This window comes from Jatrophihabitans sp. (genome assembly GCF_035474675.1).
Lineage (GTDB): Bacteria > Actinomycetota > Actinomycetes > Mycobacteriales > Jatrophihabitantaceae > Jatrophihabitans_A.
In genome coordinates this window covers 1-5,365 of record NZ_DATINC010000002.1, presented here as the reverse complement: position 1 = coordinate 5,365, position 5,365 = coordinate 1, and the positions used below count along the sequence as shown (strand labels likewise).

At 72.0% G+C, this 5,365-nt stretch carries 7 protein-coding genes; 3 read left to right on the top strand and 4 right to left on the bottom strand.

Annotated elements, in window-relative coordinates; all coding sequences use genetic code 11:
* Positions 1 to 52: 52 nt before the first annotated feature.
* From VLJ82_RS00155 to VLJ82_RS00145, 3 genes are all read left to right on the top strand, one after another.
* A complete protein-coding gene (locus tag VLJ82_RS00155; RefSeq protein WP_408661296.1) occupies positions 53 to 220 on the top strand; it encodes a hypothetical protein in 168 nt (55 codons plus the stop codon).
* Positions 221 to 305: 85 nt separating this feature from the next.
* Positions 306 to 710: a VOC family protein gene (locus VLJ82_RS00150; protein WP_408661295.1), complete on the top strand. Its 405-nt coding sequence runs from the start codon at positions 306 to 308 to the stop codon at positions 708 to 710.
* On the top strand, positions 707 to 988 hold the full coding sequence (locus VLJ82_RS00145) for a winged helix-turn-helix transcriptional regulator (protein WP_408661294.1): 282 nt from the start codon (positions 707 to 709) through the stop codon (positions 986 to 988). Before VLJ82_RS00150 ends, VLJ82_RS00145 begins: the two co-directional genes overlap by 4 nt.
* Positions 989 to 1,231: 243 nt before the next feature.
* Here VLJ82_RS00145 and VLJ82_RS00140 read toward each other — a convergent pair whose 3' ends face one another.
* The 4 genes from VLJ82_RS00140 to VLJ82_RS00125 form a co-directional block, all read right to left on the bottom strand.
* A complete protein-coding gene (locus tag VLJ82_RS00140) occupies positions 1,232 to 2,059 on the bottom strand; it encodes a mechanosensitive ion channel domain-containing protein (protein WP_408661293.1) in 828 nt (275 codons plus the stop codon).
* Positions 2,060 to 2,113: 54 nt separating this feature from the next.
* Positions 2,114 to 2,359 carry a hypothetical protein gene (locus tag VLJ82_RS00135; protein ID WP_408661292.1) on the bottom strand — a complete coding sequence of 82 codons (246 nt, stop codon included), beginning with the start codon at positions 2,357 to 2,359 and terminating at the stop codon, positions 2,114 to 2,116.
* Between the two features lie 43 nt (positions 2,360 to 2,402).
* A complete protein-coding gene (locus VLJ82_RS00130; RefSeq protein WP_408661291.1) occupies positions 2,403 to 3,725 on the bottom strand; it encodes a hypothetical protein in 1,323 nt (440 codons plus the stop codon).
* A partial coding sequence (locus tag VLJ82_RS00125) for a flagellar biosynthesis protein FlhA (RefSeq protein WP_408661290.1) occupies positions 3,718 to 5,365 on the bottom strand: 1,648 nt, incomplete at its 5' end. The genes VLJ82_RS00130 and VLJ82_RS00125, both read right to left, overlap by 8 nt.

Here is a 5,365-nt window from a genome sequence, read left to right as displayed (position 1 = left end):
TGGCTCAGTGCGTCTCGCGACGCTCGGGCGCGCTTGCCCCTAGTCTGCCGAGGTGAGCAGGTGGCTGGTGGTCGGCGGAGCGGCGACGGCTGTTCTCGGCGGCATCCTGGTCCCGTTGCCGGGCCCGGGATGTGCGCTCCTCATCCCCGGGGTGTTCGTCCTGCTCGTCGGCGTGGGGCTCGCCCTGGCACGCCGGCGAAAGTCCCAGCGAACCTCCTGACATGCCGAGTTGAGGGGACCTGAGTCGACCAGCGTCGGCAGCCGGGGTCTTGACGGAGGCACTTGCATTTTGCAAGTATGCCCGCATGAGCCTCTTCATCACCTGCCCGGTCGAGAACGTCGAGCGCGCAACCGCCTTCTACACCGCCCTGGGCTGGACCCTCAACGCAGAGATGTCCGATCACAACGTGTCGTGCTTCGCGATCGCGCCCGAGCAGTACGTCATGCTCGGCAGCCGCGAGATGTACGCGAACGTCGGCGGCGTCGAGGAGCTGGTCGGCGGAGCCGGGACCCCCTCGAAGGTCACGGTCTCCTTCGACCTCGGCAGCCGCGAGGCCGTCGATGAGCTCGCCGAGCGCGCCGGTGCCGCCGGTGGGCGGATCGGTGACACCGACGACTACCCCTTCATGTACCAGCGCCAGTTCGACGACCCCGACGGCTACCACTACTCGCCGTTCTGGATGAAGCCGGACGCCGATCCGACGGCGTGAGCGACCTCGCCGCGGCCCTCGACATTGTCGGAGCCCGGTGGGCACTGCTCATCGTGGAGCGGCTGCTCGACGGGCCGCAGCGCTACGGCGATCTGCAGCGCGACCTCGGAGTGCCGACGAACATGCTCTCGACCCGCCTGCGCGAGCTCGAAGCGGCCGGCGTACTGACCCGTCTGCCGCTCCGGCACAACACCCGGGCCTACGCGCTGACCGATCGCGGGCTTGCCTTGCGCGAGGCGATCGTCGCGCTCGGACGCTGGGGTGCCGAGGAGGCCTAGGTGTACTGATCGGACAGGTTGGCGCACTGCCTCTGACTGAGGCCGATCTTCGCCGTCACCCTGATCTCGATCAAATCAGACTCGATCACCACGGCCTGGCGGCGGATCCTGTCGAAACCCCGTGTCTGACCTTTACGAAGACAGCCGGTACGTGCAGAATCAGCCCTGGCCTCGACGGGGGCTCAGACAGCCCGCGCACTCCACCCCCCGTGGGTGCGCGGGCTGTCGTCGTATCCGGCCGCCTTACGCCGGGTTGCCGCCCTGGCCGATCGCCGGGTTGCCGCCGGGCCCGGTCCCCGGGTCACCGGACGCGAGCGTCCCGCCCGGCTCCTCCTCCTCGGAGGACGTGCCGTCGGACGGCCCGATCGCCGCGGCCAGCAGGCCGGAATTCGGCATCGACACCAGGCCCTCCTCAGTGTCGATGGTGGTGTACATCAGGCCCGCGGTGACGATCACGCCGTCGAACGGGCCGCCCATCGAGCCGCTGCGGATCTTCACCCGCTGGCCCGGCACGTACGGCCGGGCGAACAGCAGCACCAGGCCGGCGAAGACGTTGCCCAGGGTCTGCTGGGCGGCGATGCCCACGATCACCCCGGTCACCGCACCGCCCACCAGCAGGTTGCCGAGCTCGACCCGCAGCAGGGCCAGCACGGCCAGCCCCACGAACCCGTAGCCGAGCACCATGCAGATCAGCCGGATCGCCGACGCCGCGGCCACCCCGCCGTGCACCTCGCTGACTCGGCCCAGCTCGCCGGCCACCGACCGGGTGGCGATCACGCCGGCCACCACGAACAGCACGCTCAGGCCCAGCACCAGGATGCTGACCTGGCCCTTGGTCAGGCTCAGCGACCAGCCGAACATGGCGAACGTGGTGTCGTGGGTGCGGGGAATGCCGCCGAGGTGGTCGCCGAACCCGAAGCTGACCAGCGCGACCAGCACGGCGGGAATCGCTCGCTTCAGGTTGGGCCTGGTCCGGGCGTCGAGAGCGCGCAACGCCTCGATCGGGGCCGGCAACGGCCGGCCGGCACGCAGCCGGGACAGCCGGGGCGAACGGGGAGGCTGCTCAGTCATGCGCCCATCCTCGACCACGCCGGTCCCGGCCCCTGCCACGGGTGGGGTGCCGGGTCAGCCGAGCTCGGCGGCCTGCCGGTCGCGCAGCTCGGCAGCCGCGGCCAGTTCCCGGCGCAGCGCCTGGCGGGCGTAGCCGGCCGTCACCTTGCGCAGCAGCGTCAGCATCAGCGCCGCCACCGGCACCGCGATCAGGAACCGGGTCAGCGCGGTGGTGATCCCGAGCGATCCGGCCGCGAACGCCGCCCACAACGCCGGCATGCTCAGCAGCACGGCCAGCCCGAGAACGGATGGACGCAACATGTTCCTCAACCTCCGTAGCCAGTACTGCCGGTGCCGTCGGACATCACGCGCTCGCCCGGTGCCGGGCGCCGCCGCGCAGCAGCGGGAACAGCAGGCCGGCCCAGGCGAAGGTGCTCGCCGCCCGGCCGTCCAGCAGGCCCAGCGGCAGGTCCAGGTCCCACACCGAGGCGGGGCTGGCGCTCAGCTGAGCCGAGTGCACCACTAGGGCATCCACCTGGCCCAGCCGGTCCAGCTGGGCGCGGCTGTCCTCGGTCTTCCAGCGCGCGTCCACCACCGCCCAGACCGCAGTGGGACACAGCGCCGCCAGCATCTCGGCCGCCCACGGGTCGTCCGGCCCGGCCACGGTCGCGTCGGTGGCGATCACCACGATCGAGGGCAGGTCGGCCCGGCGCAGCTCGGTGCGCAGCCGCAACGCCTCGGCCCGACCGCTGATCACCGGGTAGTCCGTCCCGGCTTCGGCTGAACCTGCCAGGCCCGCCACCCCGATGCCGTCCGGCGGGATGCGCAGCATCGCCGCGCAGGTCCGGGCGGCCTGCAACGCCGGGCCGGACTCCCCCACCACCGCCAGCACCTCACCGGCACCCCGGGGCGGCACGGCCGGCGCCGGCAGGTCGTCCAGGATGCTCTCCAGCGCCTCGTACAGGGTGTGGGTATCGGTCCGCGGGTTCACCGACACCGGAACGCCCACCTGGCGCAGCTGCATCAGCATCTCCAGCCGGGCCCGGGCGTCCGGCTTGCCGATGGCGGTCACGTTGTTCGAATGAATCGGCTTCGCCGGCCGGACCGGCCGTTCAATACCGGCCGGAGCGCTGCCGAGCGGTGCGCTGCCAAGCGGAGCGTTGCCGGCCGGAGCACTGTCGGTCCGTGCGACAGCCAGCAGGCTGGAGTCGGAGTCGGCCTCGGTCAGGGTGCGCAGCAGGGCCGCGAAGTCCGGCTGGCCGGCGGGCTGGCCGGCTAGCGGCTGCCGCACCAGATCCGGGGCGCGGTGCTGGCCGCCACCGGCGTTCTCGGCGGCCTCGGCGGTGGCCAGCAGCTCGTCCAGTTCCGGCAGCTCGGTGCCGCTGGGCAGGCCGGCGGCCGGGGCACCGGCATACAGCTCGGCAGCCGGGCTGCTGCCAGCGACGTCGACGGCCGGCAGCACCGGCTCGGCCGGCAAGGTTGACTCGGCCGGCAGGCTGTCGACCGGTGTCGCAGCATCGTCCGTCGCTGCCTCGGTGTCGGCGACCCGGTAGGCGATCCGGTGCACCTCGCGGGCGAAGAAGCCGCACACCCCGCCGCGCCGCACCCGGTCCTGGTACAGGATCTGCGCACCCGGCTGGGCGTTCACTTCTTCCAGCAGCCGTTGCAGGTCAGCGCCCTCACACACCAACGGTCCTGGCATTGGCGATCACCCCCACGGTGTCGACGACGGCGGCGTTGCTGGCCACCTCGGAGTAGGACAGCACCGGCAGGTCGGGCGCGGTGGTGGCGATCAGCCGGCGCAGCGGCAACCGGATCTGCGGCGCGCACACCAGCACCGGCCGGATGCCCTGCTCGAGCAACTGCTGGTACTGCCGCGCGGTGTCGGTGACCAGGGCCTCCACCAGGTCGGGGCCGGGCAGCAGCTGCACGCCGGTGTCGGAGGGCCGCACCGACTCCAGCAGGCTCTGCTGCATCCGAGGGTCCAGCATGATCACCGACAAGGTGCCGGCCACCGTGTGTGAGGCGGTGATGGCCGGCGCCAGCGCCAGCCGGGCCGCCTCGACCAGCCGGTCGGGCTCGGTGCCGGATTTGGCTGCCAGCGACAGGGCTTCGAAGATCCGGACCAGGTCGCGGATCGAGACGCCCTCCTCCAGCAGGGCGTGCAGCACCCGCTGGATCTCGCCCAGGCTCAGCATCGCCGGGGTGAGGTCCTCCACCACCACCGGGTGGGTGCGCCGCACCGCCTTGGTGAGCGCCGAGACCTCCTCCCGGCCCAGCAACCGGTTGGCGTGGGTGCGGACCACCTCCGACAGGTGGGTGATGATCACCGACGAGCGGTCCACCACGGTGGCGCCGAGCAGCTCGGCCTGGCCGCGCAGCTCGGTGCCGATCCACTTGCCGGCCAGGCCGAACACCGGTTCGGAACCGGCGGTGCCGGGCAGGTTCTCCAGGCCGTCGCCGATGGCGAGCACCGTGCCGGCCGGCGCCTGGCCGCGGGCCACCTCGACGCCGTTGAGCTTGATCGCGTAGGTCGAGGCCGGCAGGTCGAAGTTGTCCCGGGTGCGCACCGGCGGCATCACCACGCCCAGTTCCATGGCGAGCTTGCGGCGCAGCGCCCGGACCCGGTCCAGCAGGTCGGCCCCGATCCCGTCGACCAGGGTGATCATGTCCGAGGACAGCGCCAGCTCCAGCGGGTCGACGGCGAGGTCGTCCAGGATCGCCTCCGGGCTGTCCGGCGCCGGCCCGGCGGCCGCCGCGACCGGCCCGGTGGCGGCCACCGTCTCGGCCTTCACCGTGCTGGCGATCCGGCGTGCCATAACCAGCAGCACCCCGCCGACCAGCAGGAACGGCAGCTTCGGCAGCCCGGGCACCAGGCACAGCGCCAGGCCCGCGCCACCGGCGATCTGCAGGGCGCGCCGCTGGCTGCTCAGCTGTTCGGCCACCACGGTGCCGAGGTCAGAGGACCCGCCGGCCCGGGTGACGATCAGGCCGGTGGCCACCGACAGCAGCAGCGCCGGGATCTGCGAGACCAGCCCGTCGCCGACGGACAGCAGGCTGTACTTGGCCACCGCCTCGGTAACCGACAGGTGGTTGGACAGGATGCCGATGGCGATGCCACCGACCAGGTTGATCACCGTGATGATGATCGCGGCGATGGCGTCACCCTTGACGAACTTCGAGGCACCGTCCATCGAGCCGTAGAAGTCGGCCTCCGAGGCCACCTCGATCCGGCGCCGGCGGGCCTCGGCCTCGTCGATCAGGCCGGAGTTCAGGTCGGCGTCGATGGCCATCTGCTTGCCGGGCATCGCGTCCAGGGTGAACCGG

Bases quoted from the DNA above. Each gene is read 5' to 3' on its own strand.
- VLJ82_RS00150 (WP_408661295.1), top strand. From the start codon at position 306: ATGAGCCTCTTCATCACCTGCCCGGTCGAGAACGTCGAGCGCGCAACC.
- VLJ82_RS00140 (WP_408661293.1), bottom strand. From the start codon at position 2,059: ATGACTGAGCAGCCTCCCCGTTCGCCCCGGCTGTCCCGGCTGCGTGCC.
- VLJ82_RS00135 (WP_408661292.1), bottom strand. From the start codon at position 2,359: ATGTTGCGTCCATCCGTTCTCGGGCTGGCCGTGCTGCTGAGCATGCCG.